The organism is Rhodopirellula sp. P2 (assembly GCF_028768465.1).
Lineage (GTDB): Bacteria > Planctomycetota > Planctomycetia > Pirellulales > Pirellulaceae > Rhodopirellula.
Genome location: NZ_CP118225.1, coordinates 6,569,577 through 6,591,380 on the forward strand (window position 1 = coordinate 6,569,577; position 21,804 = coordinate 6,591,380).

Genomic DNA, 21,804 nt, shown 5'->3' on the forward strand with positions numbered 1-21,804 from the left:
GCCTGTTACCTCTCCCCCGACGAAGTTGGGGGAGAGGTCGGAGCGAGCGTTCAGCGAGATCCGGGTGAGGGGGCACGCGATGTGTGAAATGAGGCCAAAAAGCCGGTTTGCTGTGAATTGCCCCCTCACCCGAACAGGGCCTCCATCGGCCTGTTCGACCTCTCCCCCAGCAAAGCTGAGGGAGAGGTGACTTGTTGAGGCGAGGCAGATACTTGCCCACACCAGAAACGCTGCAACCCCAAAGATTGAACAGCCCAGGCTTCCGCTGTCCTGCGTCAAGCATTTGTCCAAGCGTCCTCATTCCCTCGCGTTCGCAAAGCAAAATGGGGGGCGTCAATCCAGCTCCTGCAACCATTCCAACGATGCGGTTTGCCAAGCATCCCACATCGGGCCTTGGTAACCGTTCAATCCATGTCCTCCTGAGGGGAGCTCTAGCAGATGTGACGCGATACCGTGCTGTTTCAATGCTGCGTGCAGTTGGCGACTGTTGACGATTGGAACGGGAGTGTCGTCGACGGCGTGGGCCAGGAACATCGGCGGAGTGTCGTCGGTGACCTGCAGCTCATTGGAGTACAGGTTCACCCGATCCGGCGAAGGGTCTTTGCCCAGCAGGTTGTTCCGCGACCCAGCGTGTGTGTGCTCTCCCATTGTGACGACGGGGTAAACCAGGATTGCAAAATCGGGACGAGAACTGAGGCGATCAACCATGTTGTCCGCGGCTTGATCCCCCGCATCAAAATGGGTTGCGGCGGTGGAGGCCAGGTGCCCACCGGCCGAGAACCCCATGATGCCGATCCGGTCAGGTCTGATCTGCCAATCCTTCGCGTTGGCCCGTACCGTACGAATGGCCCGCTGAGCATCGATCAGCGGAACGGCGTGACGACCGCCAGGCAATCGGTACTCCAACACCACGCCCGTGATCCCATGTTGATTCAACCAAGCGGCGATCTTGTGCCCTTCACCGCCAAGGACCAGCCTCCCGTATCCGCCACCAGGGCAAATCACGATGGCCGTGCCGTTGGCTTTCTCCGGTCGGTGCACCGTGATCCAGGCATTGCCTGATTCCGTCTCACCACCACCGACTGGGGCAGGCCCTTCCCAAAGCGGCGTTCGCACTGGGGCGGCCGACTGATTCGTTGTCGCAACCTCCTCCGCCAAACAAGGGACCGTCAACAACAAAAGACAAAGCGGCGAGAGCAATTTCATCAGTGGATTCCAGGTGGGATAAATGAGGCGGGAGGTCGAACGACAATGAGATGCGTCTCTTGGCAACCGAATCGTCACAGAGAAACGAACCAGCTCCATCATATCTGGTAACCCGAAGCGTCACGAAGTGTCGATTGAATCCTAACCCGAAGTGAGAGCGAGGGAATCGCGTGGCATTGCAACGACCCTGTGAGTCTCTCGCTCACGCGTCGGGTTAGGATTGAGAGCGAGTTGGCGCTGTCCAGTTCGGCACTGAACAGCCCCCATCTGGCCGCCGGCTCCCACGGCCCCATTCGCAATGCCGAGGCGTGACCTCCTGGGCAAAAAAAGTCTTGCTCGAGGGCATTTGGAAAGCACTTAAGTTTGAAAGAGTGAACGTGCCACGTCGAATCACGGTTGAAACCATGGAAACGTGAAGAGTCCAGTGAGCAACAGCAGGAGCTCGACGATTTCCAGGAGATGACGTTCGCCGGGTATCGGCATGTCAGCATGCAACGCTGGCACGCTGACAAAATTGTTTTCCAGGGCGATGCAGCTCACCCGTCGAGTCCCCATTTAGGCCAGGGCGTCAACTTGGCCCTGGAGGACGCCGCCTGTTTTGCAGATGCACTCACTGAAACCGGAACCTTCCCGCAAGCAGCCGTCCGCTATCAGCGACTCCGACAACGAAAGGTCCGCTACAGTTCCTTCCCCACCAGCTTTGCGAACAACACTCGCAACAACTCGCGTTTGCGATCGGAATTCTCCAGCATCCGGTCGCGAATTTCGTCGAGGGTCATCCAGTCATGCCCCGAGACCTCTGCAGGATTGAGCGTGATCGGCGAGTCCTCGGCGACCTTGCTCAGCGATCCATAATAGGCCTTGCCCTGCATCGGACGTATTGAAAACTCGACGTCGCGACTGCCTTGCCGTTCGGGGATTGCTTTGCGTCCCAACCAAACCGAACGTCGAAAATGCATCTGCTTTCGACTGCCCCCCAGCTCGACGTCCAAGCATTGGGACGTCGCTTCTTCGACCGACATGTTGGGTGGGATCCCTTCTTGCGGCGGCATCCAAGCTCCGCGCCCTGCGGCGGGTTGAACAAAGAGAAATGCATCCCGTTCGAGCGACTGGATCAAGCAAATCACCACCGGCCGATACCCCAGCAACCGTTCACGTGTCGGACGGTCATACGCCAATTTCCCGGCCACTTTGATCCAATCCAACATCGGTCATCCCTTTCCAACCCAACAAAATTTCCATGCGGACAAAACGCTCGCTCTGCCCCAATCCAACAAAACGAACTCGCCGTTCTTAGACAAGCTGCAAATCAACTTGGCCGCCAACAGAACAGGTGGGCTCGTCCACCAGCCCTGGCGTTCTGCGAACCACAAGAGCCGATCATTCAGGTGCTGACGAAGCGTTTCCCCGCCCGGAAGTCATCATAGCGACCGAAGCCATCCAAGATGTTTCCTGGCCTGAACCCGGATTTGCTCTCGGGAACGCGCGTCTTCGGACGGCTCGATTTCCGCCCATTTTTGACGTCGATCCGCAAAATTCCATTAATTTCGACAGGTCCAACAACACCAAGTGGGTGGTTTTGTGTAGTGTCCGGGGGGTGGGGTAGCTGCGTTAATTTGCAGGTGAGGCGGAGATGGCTGGTGTCAGGTTGACTCCGGCCTGAATCACCGCTGCATTCTGGGGGGCGGCAATTCAGCAACCTTCGCAAACCTGTTTGAGTAAGAGCGGTATGGAGCCGCGTTTGTTCTCGCTTTGTTTTGGGTGTGTCATGTCCATTCCCCTTCGCCAATTCGCTAAGAAACTAAAACGCTCGCATCCCAAGCAGAAGCGGAAGATGAGGGTCTCGAGGCTGGAAACCTTGGAAGCGAGACGAGTCCTCGCCGCAGCTATTTGGAACAACGTCACCGAACCAGCCGACGTGAGTGGTGAAGCGGTCCCGCACGTCAGCGCGTTGGATGCGCTGTTGATCATCAACGAACTGAACGCTCGAGGATACAGTGATCCCGAGGACGGCGAGTTGCCCAAGCAATTGGATGTTGCATCGCCCGGACTTTACTACGACGTCAGTTGCGACAATCGCGTGAGCGCGCTGGATGCACTGATGGTGATCAATCATCTGAACGGAATTCGCAACGAAGGCAACGGCGTCTTTCCATCGCTGGCCTGTTCTCCAGTGATTGCAGAGGGAACGGATTTTCACAACAGCCTGGATTCCCCATGGCTAACGCTGCCGGATGATTCCTCCGCCATCAAGGTCTACTTTCGAACGCCTGAATTTGATCGCACAAGTCAAAACCAAATTTTGGATGCGTTTGAAATTGAACTGACGGACGAACAAGGCAATCCGGTGACGCTTCCGTACGCCGCTGGTCGTGACGCAGCATTCAACTGGAGTGAGTCTTATCAGCCAACTTACGGTGCCGCCGCTGAAATGGATGCAGCGACCAGCGAAGAAGATTCCAGTGTAACCTTCAACCTCAGTGGGCTCGCAGAAGGCACACGCGTTCAGATCACAACGAGGTTGGTGAACAACGATAGCGATGACTCGTCTCAAATCATCATTCGTGGCTACGAGGTGGTCGAAGCGAATGGGGCACCCCCGTCGGGAAGCCGATTTGAGTCGAGAACCCCGGTTGGCTCATCCGTTGATTTCAGTCAGCTAGAAGATGTCAGCGGTAGCTTTGTTGCAAGCTACGGTCGCACGTCCCTTGCCGGTGAAGACAACGAACTCTTGACCGAATTGGTCGTCACGAATCAAGGCAACCAAACGGTCACCGGTCAATTGGTCGTGGTCGTCGATGACTTGAGCGAATTGGATGCCGCGATGATGCATCCCGATGGACGATTGCCAGACGGGAGGTCTTATTGGGATTTGACTTCAGAGATGGAGGGCAATCCGCTCGCGCCGGGACAAAGCATTCGTTCGCGTCAAATTGCGTTCAAGAATGACAGCGGAAAACGGTTCTCCTATCGGCTCGAAACTCTCGGAAAATTGAACGCCGCGCCGAATGCGTTTGAGTCCATCCCGGTCGATGCGATCGAAGCGGGGATGACGTACTCGTATGCTGCTTCGGCTTCGGACCCTGAGGGCCAATCATTGACTTACAGCAAAGTCGCCGGCCCCGAGGCGATGTTGATCGATGCCGAGACCGGTGAAGTGACTTGGGCGACGGATGCTCCAGACATTGGCTCGCATCGTGTGACCTTGCGCGCGACCGATCCGTACGGATTGTCTGTCGAGCAAAGGTTTGCATTGGAAGTGCTTGCATCGCTGCAAAACCGCCCGCCGATTTTCACCAGTGATCCGGTCACCGATGCGATCGCGTCCAGCGGTTTTGAAGTCACCACCGTTGGCGTTGGTGACTCGCCCGCCGGAGTCGCGGTGATCGATGGCTTCCGCGGCCCGCGGCTTGTCACAGCGAATGCCGGTGATCAAACCATTGGAGTGTACGCGGGTCAGAACAACGATCGTTTCGACGATACGACGAACTATTCGACGGGGTTTCCCACTGCGGACGGTCAACTGTTTGATGTTGGCTACAACGTCGACATTGGTCTGCCCGATTTCGTCAGAAGCGGTGACCGCAACGATATCGATGGATTGGCGCAAGGCGACTTCAATGGCGACGGAACCATCGACCTGGCCGTTGCGTTCAATTTCCTGGAATCGGGCACGCCGAGCACCGGGACGTTCCAGGTGTCTGTGGTCCTGAATGACGGCGACGGCACGTTTGCTTCTCCGGTTCTCGCCTACGAGCGTGAAATTGGCTTCATCTATGAAACGGATGTCGAGTCGCTGAGCGTCCGTGATCTGAACGGCGATGGTTTTGACGACATCATTTTCGCTGAGACCTTTGCTGAGGGGCGGTTGGTGACGGTGTTTTCCAATGGCGACGGAACCTTCGCCCAGCCCGTCGAAACGACTTACGAAGATCACTTGATTGGGGATTTCAAGTTTGCAGACATCGACTCGGACGGCATCCCGGATCTGTTCGGCCGCACCATCACTTCATCCGCATTGGGCGGGCGAAGCCGGATGTTGTTCTGGAGTAAAGGAAACAGCGATGGATCGTTCGATGGTCCGAATGCATTTGCAGCGACGCGTAACAGCGGCAGCAGCGAAACGACCATGCCCTATGACCTCGCCGACATGGACGGAGACGGCGACATCGACTTTGCCGTTTCGGGCGACAACTCTCTCATCCAAGTGTTTCACAACGACGGAATCGGTAACTTCACGCTGGTCACTGAGTTGGATCCTCCCAGCGCACAAGCCTATTACGATCCGGACTGGCTCAATGTTGCCGACTTCACTGGCGATGGACATGCTGACATCTTGTATTACCACGTGTGGGAGAAGCGACTTGACCTCTATATGGGCGACGAAACTGGCATCGATTTCGTTTTCCAAGAAGGCAGCGAGGTTTTCTCTCGAACTGATAACTGGGCCACCGATCATGAACCGATCGACTTGGATGGAGACGGCGATCTCGACCTTGTCATGGGGCAAGAGTACAGCAGCCAGGCTTCGCCACGTGTGGCTCTGAACAACGGCGACGGCACTTTTAAATTCGTCGAATACCCGATGATCGATTTCTCGGGCGACATCAATCCCTACCACTTCGACGACATTGCCCGTGGTGCTTTGGTTGGCGACTACAACTCAGACGGTGTGCTGGACTTCTCGTACTTCACCACTGGGAACGACTTCAATGGAGTCGGAATTCGCTTGGGAATTCGTCCGGGTGAATTCGGTGGTACAGGCTCGTTTCCGATTTTCTATGGCACCAACGGCAACTTGGTCATTGGCGATTTTAACGGTGACCAAGTCTACGATCTGATGGAAAATCGCTTGGGAGAAACGGCTCTCGGCAATGGCGACGGGACCTACTCCGATCCGATCCCAGCAGTTGGGTTCGTCAATGCATACACAGGTTCAGCGGCCGACTTCAATTTGGATGGCCTGGACGACATCGTTTGGGCACGCAGCAATCACTACACCGTTGGACTTTCCAATGGAGATGGCACGTTTACGATCAGCGATGACCAATTGGCCGAAGGAAGCTTTTATGGTTACAGCTCTATCCTCACGAAGGACATCAACAACGATGGCTATCCAGACTTCGTTGCCAAGACAGCAGTCGAAAGGCAAATCGATGTTCATTTGAATGACCCTGCCAACCCTGGCGTCTTCAGCCGATCGTTCCGCTACGTTCTGCCCGATGGCTCGCAGGGCATCAACGTTTCGAACTGGCAAGAATCATTCGACGTCGCGGATTTCAATGGCGACGGAACCCTGGACTTGGCATTCGCGGAGCGAGAACAGTACTCCACTGGTTCGACCGCTTACACCGTCGTCATGGCGGGCGACGGTGCTGGCAACTTCACAGAGATCAGTCGCTCTCCGGTGCTCGGCGAGGAAACCATGACTGCGGCTGCCATTGGCAACTACTACGCCCCCGGCGACTACAATTCGGGCGATCTCGACGGTGACGGAGATGTCGACTTAATCGCCGCAACGAGTTACGGTCCTCGCGTGTTCCTCAATGACGGCAGTGGATCTTTCGAGTTCCATTCTTGGCTGGAATACAGTGGGGCAAATCAGCGCGGCCGAGATTCATGGCTCGTCGATTTTGACGAAGATGGCATCCTGGATCTGGTTTACCTTGGAAGTTACGGATATTCACAACTCTCCGTTCGACTCGGCAACGGTGACGCCACCTTCCAAACAGCCCAAACCATTGGAATGGTTGGCGGCACCGGTGGTGGCATCTCGCGCATGCCTTTTACCGATCTCAATGGCGACGGCCACATCGACTTTGTGCACGGTGTGAACTCTACCGGCAACTACAACGCTGACGCCACCTCTTTCTACGCGGGACGTCGCGAAGACCTCGTCGACATGGTGGCCGTTGATCTGAATGGAGATGGCAACGAAGAAATCCTCGCAGTTCAGGAACAAATGGACCGCCTGCAGATTTTCGTAGGCGACAACCTCGGCGGTCTGACTCGCATCGATGACTTGCTCACCGGTCGAGCCCCGAAAGCAGTCACGACAGCAGACCTGGACGGTGATAGTCAAGTCGAATTGATCACCGCGAACCGAGCGAGCCGTGATTTGGCTGTCTTCGTTGGTGACCTTGAATCCGGATTCACCGCGTCAAGCGTTCCGCTTGATGGAGCGCCGATTGATGTGGAAGCGGCCGACTTGGACGGCGATGGCAACATGGATCTCGTGGCACTCGACGATCAATCCAATGCTCTCTGGGTCTATGCAGGCGACGGAACGACCACCCTGCCCGAACCCACGGTGGTTGCACTCGGCGAAACCCCATCGCGACTGAGCCTGGCCGACGCGACCGGAGATGGTGTCATCGACGCGTTGGTCACTCTGCCAGAATCACAGCGAGTGATGATACTCAGTGGGATAGGCTTCCAGCCTGTCGAGGCTCCCCTCTACATCAACACAGCCTCTTCTCCCAGCGACGTTGCCGCAGTCGATCTCAACGACGACGGCAACCCCGACTTGGCGATTGCTCTACCCGACTCAAACGTGCTCAGCATTGTCTACGGACGCGGCAACAACCAATTCGCCCGTCCACAGGAACTCACCGTCGGGGAATCACCCACACGAGTGACGCTCACTGACGCGGACGAGGACGGCCGCATGGATCTGGTCGTCGCGAATTCCGGCGATGGTACCGCGAGTGTTGTTTACAACCGCTTTGATCCAAACGAAGTGTACAAGTATGACAGTGACGCGATCGATCCAGACGGAGATACGATTGCGTATTCGATCCAAAGCGGCCCAGGCGGACTGATCATCAACAGTGAGACCGGCGAACTGCTATGGGCAGCCTCTCCGGATCAGGTCGGTGTTCATGACGTGACGGTGGCCGCCGATGACGGTCGCGGTGGAGTTGCGACGCAAAGTTTCAAGATTGAAGTCGAACCCGCTCGAGAAAACGCCGCGCCCATCATCGCGTCGATGCCAACGACTGAAATCGGAGCCAACGAGGGATTCACCTATCAAGTCCAAGCCCTCGACAACGACGGCCACCCGTTGCGATACCGATTGATCAATGGCCCAGAAGGCAGCACGATCGATCCGGTCACTGGGGAACTGGCTTGGGACACCCGTGAAGATGGTGCACTCAATACACACGTTCCCTGGGGCACCACCGGATACGTCCGCACTCCGGCCGACGAATCATTGCAACCCGCTTCGGTGACCGTGGAGGGATGGTTCAACTGGACTCAATTGCCTGCAGGAAACGGGGCGGACTATCTAATCAATCAAGTCAGCGACTTGGGCGCGGCCTACACGCTCTACAACCGCTTCAACGATCGCTTGCGTTTTGAAGCCAATCTCCCTGGTGGCCTGGAGTGGTTCGAAGTTCCTTTTACATTTGAAGCCGATCGTTGGTACCACTTCGCACTGACGATCGACGACGCAACCCATGAAGTTGCGGTGTACGCGGACGGACAACAATTGGCGACCTTCACGCTGTCGGAGTCCATTCACTACACCGACCGAATCCACTCGATACACGATGGCTCTTTCCAGTTCCAAGGGGCCACCGACAACTATCGCATCTGGAATGTCGCACGTCATCCCGAAGAAATCGTCGAAGGAATGACAACTCAATACGAGAACGAACCGGCTCTCGTTTTGGACTACCGGTTTGGTGAAGAAGAATCCAAGTCCGTCCATGACTACAGCGGAAAAGGAAACCATGGCTATCGCGTCACCAATGGCAACCCGCCGGGAGCCGTGGCCGGACTGGTGGACACGGGACCCCAGGAGTTCACCCTATCGGTGGAAGACGGTCGCGGTGGCTACGACGAGCAGAGTTTCATTCTCAATGTGTTGCCGGAACTTCGCGGATCCATCACAGGCCAATTGTTTGACGACTTCAATGGAGACGGCGATCGCGATGACGGCAGTGAAGCCGGTGTGACGGAAGAACCATGGATCGAAAACTGGCACTTGTTCATCGACACCAACGGCAATTCGTATCCCGATCCAGACGAACCACAAGCCACAACGGACCCCGAGGGCAAGTACGAATTCGCAGGATTGCTGCCCAACGACTACCCCGTCAAAGTCTCACCCGTAGCCGGTTATCAGACGCCTGCCGAGTTCAACGCCACGGTCGAACCCGACACGAAGCGTGAGTTGGATCCAGTCAGTGTCGCAAACTATGACCTGGCCATCGAAGCACTTTCACTCAGTCAAATTCGTGGTCAACTTCAAACCGAAGATGGCGACGCGATCGCTTACTGGAAAGCCTACGCCGATCTCGATGGCGACGGCAGGCGCGGCGACGACGAGCCCATGGCCATGTCGGATCGCAATGGGCACTTCGCGTTGAGCGGACTCGACGCAGGAACTTACAACATCAAGCCAGACGTACCAGCGGGTTGGGCCGATTCGGCGGGACGCGATGGCCTTGATGTCGTGCTTGCTGCCGACGCAATTGCAACGGACAACGATTTCGTGCTGGAACCCACGAACACGTCGGTCATAGGCGGCGTGCACTTTGTCACCATGCCCTCGACCGAGATCGAGGCCCGCCAAACGTTCCGCTACGCGGCAATTGCCATGGGAATTGGCCAGCCTGCGATCACCTACGATCTATCTCTTGCACCCGAGGGCATGGCGGTCGATCCACACACAGGCTTCACCGCTTGGCGTCCGACGATCGATCAAGTTGGCGAGCACCTCGTCATCCTACGCGCCACCGATGCCTCGGGCTCAATCTCCCTGCATGACTTCTATCTGAATGTCACCGCCCCCAACACTCCACCAGCAATCCGTGGGATAGGCATCTTGCCTGTCTCTGAAAATCAGCCGCAGGACGATCGCCCCCGGTTCCCTGCACCTACGACCGCCTACGTCGACGTCAACTACTCCTATGACGTCATCGCGCAGGACGCCGAATCAACCGAACTGACATTCACACTGACGCAATCCCCCACCAGCGCAACCATCGCCCCAATGACCGGGCGCATCGAATGGCCCCCCTCGGGCAGTGACGTTGGCTCTCACGACTTCACCGTCGAGGTCATGGATGCAGCCGGCGCGACAACTTCGGCAACTTGGACGGTCGCTGTCGAGAACACTTCGCCTGCAACCTTCCCGCTCGAAGTCACTTTGCCGCGCTCCACCGCAGCCGTCACCACCAATTACTTCAGCCGCATTTCCGCACGAGACGCGATCGGTCGCCCAGTTACGTGGGCTCTGGCGACGGGGCCTGCCGAACTGACCGTTTCCTCGGATGGAACCATCGAGTGGACACCATCCAACTCGCAGCTTGGTGAACATGCTGTTGAGCTCGAGGCGACGACGGCCGACGGTGATACGGAAACCGTGAGCTTCACCGTGAATGTCCTCGGTCGCCTCCAAAACGCAGCGCCCGTCATCCAGTCGCAGCCGCATCTTTCTGCCACAATCGACCAGACGTTCCAGTACGACATCCTGGTCAGCGATGCGGATCGCGACATCCATGCGTTCACACTGCTGGAAGGTCCAATCGGCATGAGCGTTCATCCGTCGTTGGGTTCTGTTGTTTGGAATCCGGCTGCAGACCAAATGGGCGAACACGATGTGCTGCTGCAAGTCAGCGATCCATCGGGCGCGACCGCCGAGCAATCCTTCACCCTGAAGGTCAGTCGCTTTGGCGGTCCGCCTCGTATCACCAGCGTTCCACCGACCGAAGCCTACGTGGGCAGCGGCTTTCTCTATTCGGTGCAATCCATTGATAGAGAAGGTGATCCGCTCAGCTACTCGCTGCTTTCTGCTCCAGCGGGCATGTCCATCGTCGAAAACACGGGCGAAATCGCTTGGACACCCGAGGCCGGTCAAGTCGGCACGCAAGATGTGGTCATCCAAGTCAGCGATGGTATTGGCGGCGCGGCAACGCAGGCCTTCGTCGTCAACGTCAACGCGGGAGCCGCGAATCTTCCGCCGGCAATCACTTCTGTCGCCCCACGTTTCGGCGCGGTGGGAACGGACTTCGACTACACGCTGAGCGCGTCCGATCCGGAAGGAACCACCATCACCTATTCGCTCGGCCAAGGCCCCGCGGGCATGTCGGTCGACGCCTCCACGGGACAAGTCACCTGGATTCCTGCAGCGGGTGACGAAGGCAAACACATCGTGACCTTCCTTGCTACCGATGAAGGCGGCGCGGCTGCGATTGAGTCCTTTGAGCTGGACGTCCTGGACCAGAACACCGCTCCCAGCATCGACAGCACCGCTCCAAGTCAATCCACGGCAGGTGCGTTGTTCACCTATCAAGTGCTTGCCAGCGATGCCGACCTCGATGCCTTGAAGTTTGAACTGACCGAAGCACCCGAGGGCGCGGAGATCGATGCCTTCGGTCGAATCCAGTGGCCAACCGAATTGGGCGACGAAGGAACTTACTCCTTTGAGGTCATCGTTCGTGATCCACGCGGCGGCGAAGCAACGCAGACATTCGACCTGGAACTCGTGACCGATACCGAAGGCCCCAAGCTCAGTTTGATCGAGCGACCGAACGAAGCCAGTCGCAATGTGCTTCCTTGGCAAGGCCCGTTCGTCGTCTACGTTCGAGCCATCGACAACGTGGAAATCGCCTCACTGACACTGACCGCCAACGGGCAAGACATCCCGCTCGACGCTGCGGGGACCGCGACCTTCACGTTTGAAGATTGGACCTTCCAATCCATCAACGCCACCGCCACCGCGATCGACACCAGTGGCAATGTCACGACCAAGACGATCAGCTTTGATTACGACATCCCCGAAGGATGGTCGGGCGTGGGTGGCGACGAGATCCCCACCGCAATCATCACCAGCCCAACGGACGCCGAGTCCGTGACCGGCATGGTGTCGATCTCTGGCACCGCCGCACACGAAGACTTTGACATCTACCGCTTGTCCTATCGTCGCGTCGACGAAACGACTTACACCGAGTTCCACTCCAGCCGTACGGCTGTCGAAAACGGTGAGCTTGGAGTCTGGGACACCAGCCTGCTGCTCAACGACGAATACGTGATTCGTCTCGAAGTTGCGACCAGCGAAGGCATCGCCAACGTGGTTGAGCGGTACGTCGGGTTGGCCGGCGAGTTGAAGCTTGGCAACTTCCAGCTCAGCTTCACTGACATGGTGATTCCGGTCGCGGGCATTCCCATTGAGATCACGCGAATTTACGACACGCTGCAAGCCGACCGCGAAGGCGACTTCGGCTACGGATGGCGACTCGAGTACCGCAACACGGACTTGCGAGTGGGCTTGCCGTCGTCTGGCCTGGAAGACGTCGGCATTTACAGTGCTCTGCGTCAGGGCGTGAAGGTGTATCTCAATGTTCCGGGCCAAGGCCGCCAAGGTTTCACCTTCGACCCCGACATCCGTGTGCTCCCTGGCTGGGGTGGCAACAATCTGGTCCTCGCCCGTCCTAGATTCACTCCTGATCCCGGCGTCACCAGCACCCTCGGTACCGGCACCAGCAGTTACCTCCACGTCAACGACCAAGGCGAGCTCTATGCCCCCGGCGGCATCCCCTACAACCCGTCGTCACCCAGCTTCGGCGGAGCCTATGTACTGACGACGCGAGAAGGGATCAGCTATCGAATCAACGGCGCAACTGGGAAACTCGCGAGTGCAACAGACAGAAACGGTCAATCGATTATGTTTTCAGATTCGGGAGTAACCAGCACGCAAGCGGAATCGGCGATCGCAATTTCGCGGGACGCTCAGGGGAGGATCCAGGCGATCACCGATCCTCTGAACCATTCCATTCAATACTCGTACTCCACCGCCGGTGACCTAGCTAGCGTAGAAGATCGTCTGGGCAATCTGACTCGGTTCAACTACAACGATGAGAAACAACACTACTTGAAATCAGTCATCGACCCTCTTGGGCGCACTCCAGTTCGAACGGAGTATGGTGAAGATGGCCGGCTCGAAGAACTGGTGAACCTCAATGGAAGTTCGATTCGGGTGCAGTACGACCCCAACAACTCCCTCGAAGTCATTGAAGATCCGAATGGCAATGAGACGTTTGTTGAGTACAACTCATTTGGCAAAGCTGTCTCTCTAACGAACGCGCTCGGCGAGCGGCAAATCTATGAGTATGATCGCAATGGTTTCTTGACCTCGAGTACTAATGCGCTTGGGCAACGAACCACTCTGGCTAACAACGCGGATGGTTGGTTGATCTCGGCGACGGATCCACTCGGGGCGACCACACAGTATTCCCGTGATGAGAATGGTGATCTCATTGCGATTGTTTCTCCCTCGGGACAAAGCACGACTTTCGAGTATGACGCCAGTGGTAACCTACTGGCTGAATCAGGCCTTGACGGCTCGTTTGTGCGTTATGAATACAATTCCGCGGGCCACTTGATCGGATTGACTGACCAGGCGGGCGTCCGGACTTCGATAGAGCCCAATCCAAGTGGATTGCCTACCACGACACGTTATGCCAACGGTGCTGTTGAGAAGCGGATTTATGATGCGAATGGCAACCTAACCGAATCGTCGGTCGAGTTCGAAGGCGAAGTGCTGGCATCCACAGTCCATGAGTACGACGAGGCTGGCAGGGTGGTCGCAACCGAATATGCCGACGGCACTAGGACGACGTCGGAATACAACGCCATCGGAGAAATCACTCTCCAGTCCGATCGTCTAGGCCGTCTCAATGAACGCGTAAAATCGGCCGACGGCACCACGGTAACAACCGTGTTCGCGGGAGAGACGATCCTGGAATCAGAGACTTCGGAAGAGCAGACCGTAACACAGGTTTATGGTGGCGTGACGCAGACCGTGGAACTGGATGCCCTCGGACGTCCAAGCGGCGTCGTGCAATCCAATGCTGACTCCGACCTCGGGGATGCCATCTCGATTCAATATGACGCCGCTGGCAGAGTGATCGGACTGGAAGGAGATCGCGACAGTCAATCCGTCTACGATGCTGCTGGTCGAGAAATCCACACGACTGTTGATGGGGTCATGATCGAGCGAGAGTATGACAGCGACGGGCAACTTATCAAAGAAACAGTCGAGGGACAGACAACGCAATATAAATACGACGAAGTTGGCAACGTTACCGAGATAGCTTATCCCTCCGGTTTGGTTGAAGGTTTTGACTACGACAGACGCGAGAACCTGATCGCGTACCGACAGAATGGCGTGGTCATCCGCCGTTATCAATACGACGAAGTCGGTCGACTCCAGGCAGTGATTGACAGGAATCAGAACAAGACCCTTTACACCTACGATGGTCTCGACCGTCTAGTTGAAGTCACTCACAACGGCCAGACACTTCGTCAATACGACTACGACTTAGCAGGCAACCGCACACTTATCAAACGGGAGGACGGATCCACCGTCGTCCGAGCATACGATGAAGCCAATCGAATCACGCAAGAAACCAATCCGGATGGTACTGTCTTGACCTATGCGTACGACGACTTTGACAGAGTGGTTTCGAGATCCACTGACCAAGGCGTCGCAAGGTTCTCTTACGATGATGCTGGATACTTGGTTTCCTACTCGAATGACGACACGGATATTGCAGTAGCACGTGACGAGCAAGGCCGCGAGACCCGAGTCACCCAAGAGAAAGGGTTTGTCGGATATGAGTACGACCCAAATGGTCGGCTTGAGATCATTGAGACGCCAGCGGGGAGTCGATTGTACGAATACGATTCAACTGGACTGTTGACGTCTGTAGCGGACCCTTTCGGGAACAAGACGAGTTACCTCTATGATGCTGAAGAGCGAGTAACAGAAGTCACAAGACCGGATGGAACCATCGAGAAACTTTCGTACACTCCAGACTCGGACATCGAGTCAGTGGTGCTGCTACGAGCCGATTCTGAAGTTGAATTTAGCTGGGAGTATTCGTACGACAGTTTTGGAAGGCTGAGCATGATCAGCACTTCGGATGGGGCTCAGCGCACTTTTCACTATTCTGATGACGGGTTCTTGATCGCCGAACGAACCTTCGATGCTTCAGGCATGCATGAGGTTGCCTACGATTACGATTCATTCGGAAACCGAATTCGAATGGTCGATTCGAAGTTGGGGGAAACCGTTTACGAATACAATCTCGCTGGCCAGTTGGTCCGCGAGGCCTTCGAGGGCGCCGAAGTCCGGTACACCTACGACGCCAACGGAAATTTGATCAAAAAAAGCAGCTTGGCAGAAACCGTAACGTACGAGTGGGACGTGTCAGGTCGTTTAACGAGCATCACGACGGTGGATGGCGACGGCACCAAGGTAACGGAATATATCTACGACGCCTTCGGGAAAAGGACTGCTGTCATTCGAGACGGAGTGACGACCTACACCATTTACGAAACGATTGACGGCGTTGCGAGATTGCTTGAGGAGCTGGATGAGAACGGTGAGGTAATCCGCTCTTACACCTACGGAAATGAGTTGACTTCGATTCACGAGGGCGCGTCATCGAGCTTCCCCGTGATCGGAGGCCGTGGGGATGCAGTCGCGTATTCCGGGCAAAGTGGTTTCAGGCTGGCTGCGCCAATCGATGCGTTCGGACGAGTGCGAACCCCCGCTACCAATGTCGGTGACCTGGTTATCTATCGCGGGCAGCTTCTGGACCAGGACCTCCAGATGTACACGATGGGGGCACGTCACTACGACGGTAACACCGGTCGATTTGTTTCACGCGATCCGCTCGAGGGAGAGCCTGGCGAACCAATGTCGTATGCTTCCTACATATACGGTCTGAACGACCCGGTGAACAATGTCGATCCGACCGGATTGACGTCACTGATGGAGCAACTTGTGACCAACGTCCTTAAGAATCGGCTTTTCCAGTTCGGAATTGCTCAGTTCTTGGTCGGTGCTGTGCTGCGCCACAAATTTGGGTCCACGACTTGGTCAGGCCCCACACTGAATGTTGAGTCTCAATACACCGGCGATTTTAGCCTTGGCTATTCCCAATTCACGAGCGAGACGCGATTGACCGCGGACGGGTATCAAACAGCAGACGTGGGGGTTATCACGCTTTCCAAGGAGATCTTTGGAAAAGATACTTCACTTGAAAAGCAAAGGAACAATGCGAAAGCGGAGCGTCTCAAGAAGAGAGCCAATAGCATAAATACGAGGAAAGGCACGAGTGCTAAGCAGCAAAAATCGAAAGCGAAAAAGCAAGATTTGCTTGCACAGGCGGAGTCTTTGCAAGGCAATGGATTGTTTGGGTCAAAGATTAGCTTTACTGGGGGGGACGCAGAGGTTTATTCGCCTGGACTGTTCGGCCTCTCCTTTGGAAGCTTCGTAGGGACGTTCACTTCTGCCGGTGCTGGACTCGATGCATCAGCAGGTAGCGGAAGCATGAGCGCCGATGCGAGCTATGGTGGATCCGTGGTGAACTACGGATTCTCGGCGGGATATTCTATTCCGGACTCGTCGGCTGGTTTGTCTGCCGCTTCAAAGCGAGGACAGGGAGTTGCGGATGCGGGATTCTCATTTGGAATTTCGGTTGGTGTTAGCATCCCCTTCGAAATTGGTCGTTACCCGGCTCCAAAACCAAGTGCTTGATTGAACAACTCGAACTTGTAGGGATTGCAGACGCGCGGCGTCATCGGTTGCCAGACCGTGTCGCCGGTGAACAAATGGCATTGGACATCACCCAAGTACGCTCGCACGTCCAATTCGTTGCAGATCGTGCCGCCATTGATTGTCAGTCGGTTGGCCGCTCGTTCGCCCGCGGTCATCACTCCTTTGAAGATCCAGTTCTTGCGTCCCGGCGCCCCAGCCTACGGGTGCAAAAGGGGGCGGGGGGCCCCAACGCAGTGCTCCGTCTGTCGCAGTCTTGGTGGACGGCGACCTTGTTTCTACCCGTTGTCCGCTCGCCAATGAAGGCTTGCAAAGGGGGCGTGGCTCACCGTGAAAATGCTCCAACGTGCTGGTGAGTTCCTTCAGAATGATTCCGGTCGTCGCGACGCAGAATGACGAGCGACTGGCTTTTTCAGCTATTAAACTGCTTGACCTTGAACGCTCGGTGCCAAGCATGGCGATCCGTTTTCTCCAGCATTTAAGCTGTTTCAGTAAGCGGTTCCGTCCCCCCTCCAACCGGGACTCACGCCCAAACGGCTCACTGGTTGGTGCCCGATCCTTCCTTCCTTTCACTTCAACTCGCTTCGATCCAACATGCTTCGATTCTCAGTTGCTCTGACCATCGCTCTTGTCACCACTTCCTTTTTCCCTGCGATGATCTTTGCGCAAAAGAACAAAAAGAACAACGCCAAGGACGAATTGAAACTGGAGGACCTCTTCCCCGAGAAAAGCATCTTTGGCCCCTCCGCCCGACGACCAGAATTTTCTGCCGACGGACGCTACGCCGCCTACCTTTATCGCCCCTACAACGAACGCCGTCATGGCAATGACCTTTGGGTCTACGACTTCAAGACAGGAAAAGCGAAACGGATCACAGACATCGGGATGATGTCCGAGTTCCAGCGATCATCGCGGATTGTGATCGAAGACCGACTAAAGAAGCACAAGGATGACTCGGATCAAGACGACGAGAAGTCGGACAAGCCAACCAGCTCCGACGACGAGGAAGACGGAACGAAGGACGACGAAGAAGATGCCGAAGAGGATGTAGCTGAAAAGACCGAAGAGGAATTGGAATCCGAGCGAGAGATCTATTTGAACGTGTCGGACAAAGACGCCGACGATGAGTACGCGCCGGTCTACTCTGGCATCGCTTCGTTTCAATGGCACCCGACGGAGAATCGCATGCTGCTGATCTCTGAGGGCGATGTTTACCTCATCAAGGATCTCGATAGCCCCGAACCCGTTCGGTTGACCAAAACCGACGAACGTGAGTCCCAGGTCGCCTTTCTACCGGACGGTTCCGGCTACACCGTGCGGCGCGACAACGCAGTCCTACGGTTCACCTTCGGCGAACACCTCGTCGAACAGCTCAGCCCCAAATTGCCCTCGGGCGAAAACCTGAGTCGATACGAGATCAGCCCAGACGGTAAACGCATGGTCCTGGTCAGCCGAACGAAAGATTCATCCGCCGGCCGCACCGTGGACATCATTCGCTATCGCGATCGATTTGCCAAATCGGACCGTGTGTCGCGAACGGTTTCCGACGACGAAGTCAAACCGCAAACCATCAAGGTCTACCTATTCGAGTTCGACGTCGCGGAAACCGAGCAAGCCGATTTGATTCAGATCTTCGAAGAGACTATCGACGAACCAAGGGACATCATCAGTTCTCCCCGTTGGTCGCTGGACAACGAACAAGTGACGTTCTGTTTCTTCGACCAAGAAAACGCCGAGGTCCAGATCCTGCTCTCGAAGTGGCCCTCCGGTGAGGAACTGGCCGAGGCGACCAAGAAAGCGAAACGCGAGCGTCAAAAAGAATTCCAGAAGGACATGTCCGAAGCGAAGGAGAAGGACAAAGAAGACCAGACCCCTGGTCGCCGTGGCCCCCGCGGCGGTTCCACTGCCGCACCGGAACGACTGAAAATCGAAGCGAAAACCGTTTACCTCTTCAAGCACTACGGCGGCCCTAACACGCCGTCAATGGTATCTCCCGATTTCGCTGGCGATAACAAGTCGATTGTGTTCATCAGCGAACAGAGCGGTTTCCGACATGTTCATCTTCTCGATCCGCTTTACGAAAGCGTTCGACAGCTCACCAGCGGACGCTTTGAAGTTTATCCGATTCGATTGTCCGATGATCACACCCAACTATTCGTCACCGCGACCAAAGAATCGGCAGCCCAACAGATGGTTTACGTCCTGGATCTCGAAGACGGCGAACTGACTCGCCTGAATAAACAAGACGGCAATTTCTCCGACGTGGCGATTAGCAATGACGGAAAACGCATGATCGGGAACCACGTCACCTATGGCGAATTGACCGAACTGGTCGCCCAGAATGAAAAGAAAAAGGTCACCCGAATCACGGACTCGCATCCGGAGAAGACAAAATCGCTCATCGCGATCGAGCCAGAGTTCTTCGATTACGAGAACCGACTTGGACACACCATCTCCGGCATGATGTTTAAACCGAAGGGGTGGAAAAAGCGTGACAAACACCCGCTGCTGATCTATGTCTACGGCGGCCCTCTCGGCAATCGTCACAGTGTCCACGACGGCAGCTACAGCGCCGACGGTTATTTCTTCCAAATGTACATGGCCCAGAAGCACGGCTATGTCACGATTGTCGTGGATCCCCGTGGACAATCCGGCTACGGCGGGCTGTTTGAGAAATCAAACTATGAGCAAGTTGGCAAGCCGCAGGTAGAGGATCTCGTCGACGGCGTCAAATTCATGACCGAGAATTTCAATACCGACGACCAACGAGTTGCAATCTATGGTTGGAGTTTCGGCGGCTTTCAAACCCAGATGTGCCTGTACACCGAGCCCGATGTGTTCCAAGTCGGCATGGCCGGTGCCGGACCAACGCAGTGGGAAAACTACAACTCCTGGTACACAACCGGCACGGTCGGCCCGTCGCGAAAAGGCACCCCGGATCAAGAGAAATACTCCTTGGTGCCGCTGGCCAAAAATCTGGAGGGCAAGCTCCTGTTGGTTCACGGCATGGAAGACACCAACGTCCTCTTCCAGGACACCATGGCGGTCTATCGGGCACTTCTGAAAGCTGGCAAGGAAACCAACGTCGAGTTGTTCTTGGACCCCACCGGCGGCCACGGTCTCGGCGGCGATGTCAAACGACTGGGCCGCATGCGGAAGTACGAAGAGTTCCTCCTCCGCACCATCGGCCCTGGCGAGAGCAACTGAATCGGGTGAAGACCGTTCCAGGTGTGAAGAAAGCGAGGAGCTAGAAGGAGCACGTCAGCTCTGCCTTGCCGTGGGGTTGCTACGCAGAACTCACTGATCGCTGGCCCCCTGTATCCCACCAGCGAAGCTCGAAAAGAGTAGAACATTTGTCCCTAAATGTTTGCGTGACAGGGTGGAGCCGTCGAGCAGCGTGACGCGAACGGTTCGCAGTGGACTTGGTAAAGCAACGAAGCTTGGCGGCGGAGGACTGCCCGACGGAACAGTTGGGGATAACTGTTCTACTCTGATGCCATGGATTGCCAGGCCCCAAGTGGAGCCGGAGGCAGGATTGCCTCGGTAGGGGGCGGTGTGCGACACCGCGAAAGAAAGTCGGGATGACAAGATTCGAACTTGCGACCTCTGCACCCCCGGGGTCACATTGAATTCTCCCTAACTCGTTTGCACTCCTTTGCCTACCTTTGCACACTCGCAAAAAGGGCAGACCAGAGGGCAGAGATCTCCGTGTATCGGATGGCTTTCCATTCCATTTCAGGAGAAAGCCATGCGTCAGCCACACCCCTTCTATCGCAAATCCAAGCAAGCTTGGAAACGCTATCACCAAGTGATGGCCGAGAACGAACCGATCAAAGACACAACCACAGCAGAAACCATCTTTGAACGGTACTTGGATTGGGTTCAGGAGAATCGCAAACCCGGCACCTACGCGAAGTTTCGGCATTTGCTTTCGCGTCTTGCGAAGTTCATCGGCAAGCGGACGAAAGTTGCCAAGCTGAGCGGGGTCGATCTTTCTCATTGGGTTGAAAGTGAATCCACCTGGAACTGTACCACTCGACATAATGGAATCGGGGCGGTTTCGCGATGCTTCAATTGGGCGGTAGGGATGGGACTCCTGTCCTCTAATCCAGTATCTCGTGTTCCCGAAAAACCGACTCCAAAACGCCGCGAAGTTGTTTACAGTCACCAAGACTGGAAAGAATTGAGGGCTCTGGTGAAAGATAACGCGTTTGGCGATCTCCTGGACTTCATGTGGGAGACCGGCTGTCGTCCGCTCGAAGCCCGGACCATGGAATCCCGGCACATCAATTTGCAATCGGGAGTCGTGGTCTTTCCACCATCGGAAGCGAAGGGTGCCAAGCGAGAACGAGTAATCTACCTTACCGAGAAAGCAATCGAGATTTGCCGAGACCGCGTCGACAAATTCCCCGAGGGCCCCGTTATGCGAAACCGTAGGAGACGCCTATGGACCAAGGATGCGATCAACTGCCGCTTTCGTCGACTTCGCAAGAAGCTCGGCCGGAAGGCAAACGCCTACGCGATCCGACACAGCTACGCGAACAATGGTTTGATTGACGGGATGGACTCCCTGACGCTGTCCCAGCTCATGGGACACGCCGACATCAGCACGCTTGCCAAAAACTACGCTCACTTGGCAAGCAACCCCCAATATCTGCGGGAACAGGCTCGCAAATTGCGAGACTCTTGAGACAACAAATATTGGGATAGGTATGGGTTTCAGGTGAACGTCGGTCCGAGCTCCGTTGTCTTCCCAAGATCATTTCCATATTTTTTCCTTCGCGGATATTGCGTCGTAACGTTGGAAGGCTTGTGTTTTTCTTCGCTTGTCTATCTACGGTGCTCCTCCATTGCAGAATATTTGTAGTTTAGAATGGGCAAGACCATTTACATCTTGCATCGCCATATTCGCTAGTTTCACCGCGGCCGATACAAACGGATGCCTAGAGAATCCGCGAGCAGTCAATCAGTATCTCGAGCCTCCCTCCGCTTCTTCTCGCTTGCCCAGTTATCTGATCTCCAGT

At 55.8% G+C, this 21,804-nt stretch carries 6 protein-coding genes and 1 pseudogene; 4 read left to right on the forward strand and 3 right to left on the reverse strand.

What is annotated here, in order from left to right; genetic code table 11:
• Nucleotides 1-333: 333 nt before the first annotated feature.
• Nucleotides 334-1,206 (reverse strand): alpha/beta hydrolase, encoded by an 873-nt coding sequence (locus PSR62_RS23085; RefSeq protein WP_274405321.1) that lies wholly within the window; start codon nt 1,204-1,206, stop codon nt 334-336.
• 396 nt (nt 1,207-1,602) lie between these two features.
• Between PSR62_RS23085 and PSR62_RS23090 the strand changes: the two are divergent.
• Nucleotides 1,603-1,812 (forward strand): annotated as a pseudogene (locus PSR62_RS23090) (FAD-dependent oxidoreductase); the annotation flags it as partial.
• 71 nt (nt 1,813-1,883) lie between these two features.
• Here PSR62_RS23090 and PSR62_RS23095 read toward each other — a convergent pair.
• Nucleotides 1,884-2,414, reverse strand: coding sequence for an NUDIX hydrolase (locus PSR62_RS23095; protein WP_274405322.1), 531 nt, complete (start codon nt 2,412-2,414; stop codon nt 1,884-1,886).
• A gap of 560 nt (nt 2,415-2,974) precedes the next feature.
• Between PSR62_RS23095 and PSR62_RS23100 the strand changes: the two genes are divergently transcribed.
• Nucleotides 2,975-16,762 carry an FG-GAP-like repeat-containing protein gene (locus PSR62_RS23100; protein ID WP_274405323.1) on the forward strand — a complete coding sequence of 4,596 codons (13,788 nt, stop codon included), beginning with the start codon at nt 2,975-2,977 and terminating at the stop codon, nt 16,760-16,762.
• On the opposite strand, the gene PSR62_RS23105 is transcribed toward PSR62_RS23100, so the two are convergent.
• Nucleotides 16,735-16,938, reverse strand: a complete 204-nt coding sequence (locus PSR62_RS23105; protein ID WP_274405324.1) for a hypothetical protein — start codon at nt 16,936-16,938, stop codon at nt 16,735-16,737. The two genes, PSR62_RS23100 and PSR62_RS23105, sit on opposite strands and share 28 nt — an antisense overlap.
• Before the next feature lie 436 nt (nt 16,939-17,374).
• Between PSR62_RS23105 and PSR62_RS23110 the strand changes: the two genes are divergently transcribed.
• Both PSR62_RS23110 and PSR62_RS23115 read left to right on the forward strand, forming a co-directional pair.
• Nucleotides 17,375-19,987, forward strand: a complete 2,613-nt coding sequence (locus PSR62_RS23110) for a S9 family peptidase (protein ID WP_274405325.1) — start codon at nt 17,375-17,377, stop codon at nt 19,985-19,987.
• Nucleotides 19,988-20,528: 541 nt separating this feature from the next.
• On the forward strand, nt 20,529-21,470 hold the full coding sequence (locus PSR62_RS23115; protein WP_274405326.1) for a tyrosine-type recombinase/integrase: 942 nt from the start codon (nt 20,529-20,531) through the stop codon (nt 21,468-21,470).
• The last annotated feature ends 334 nt before the right edge of the window (nt 21,471-21,804 follow it).

Coding starts and splice junctions, on each gene's coding strand:
- PSR62_RS23085 (WP_274405321.1), bottom strand. CDS start 1,206: ATGAAATTGCTCTCGCCGCTTTGTCTTTTGTTGTTGACGGTCCCTTGT.
- PSR62_RS23095 (WP_274405322.1), bottom strand. CDS start 2,414: ATGTTGGATTGGATCAAAGTGGCCGGGAAATTGGCGTATGACCGTCCG.
- PSR62_RS23100 (WP_274405323.1), top strand. CDS start 2,975: ATGTCCATTCCCCTTCGCCAATTCGCTAAGAAACTAAAACGCTCGCAT.
- PSR62_RS23105 (WP_274405324.1), bottom strand. CDS start 16,938: ATGACCGCGGGCGAACGAGCGGCCAACCGACTGACAATCAATGGCGGC.
- PSR62_RS23110 (WP_274405325.1), top strand. CDS start 17,375: ATGCTTCGATTCTCAGTTGCTCTGACCATCGCTCTTGTCACCACTTCC.
- PSR62_RS23115 (WP_274405326.1), top strand. CDS start 20,529: ATGCGTCAGCCACACCCCTTCTATCGCAAATCCAAGCAAGCTTGGAAA.